This is a genomic window from Aliamphritea spongicola, from assembly GCF_017051665.1.
GTDB lineage: Bacteria > Pseudomonadota > Gammaproteobacteria > Pseudomonadales > Balneatricaceae > Amphritea > Amphritea spongicola.
The window spans coordinates 1-278 of record NZ_JAFIDL010000149.1; the positions used below are offsets into that span (position 1 = coordinate 1).

The 278-nt window shown below is 55.0% G+C and carries 1 protein-coding gene; it reads right to left on the reverse strand.

The window, feature by feature from the left end; all coding sequences use genetic code 11:
- Window positions 1–278 (reverse strand): SDR family oxidoreductase (locus tag JYB63_RS23120; protein WP_205660253.1); only part of this gene is annotated, 278 nt, incomplete at both ends.

Below are 278 nucleotides of genomic sequence, written 5' to 3' on the forward strand. Positions count from 1 at the left end.
ACCGGTAATTCCGGCGGCCAGGTCTGACATCAGAAACGCTGCCGTATTACCAACATCTTCAATCGTGATGTTGCGTCGCAGTGGTGCGGTTTCAGCCACGTATTTCAGAATCACCTGAAAATCCTTGATGCCGGCAGCGGCCAGCGTTTTGATGGGGCCGGCTGAAATGGCATTGGCCCGTATTCCCATAGGCCCCAGGTTGGCGGCCAGATATCGGACGCTGGCTTCCAGGGATGCCTTGGCCAGTCCCATGGTGTTGTAATGGGGAATGACTTTTT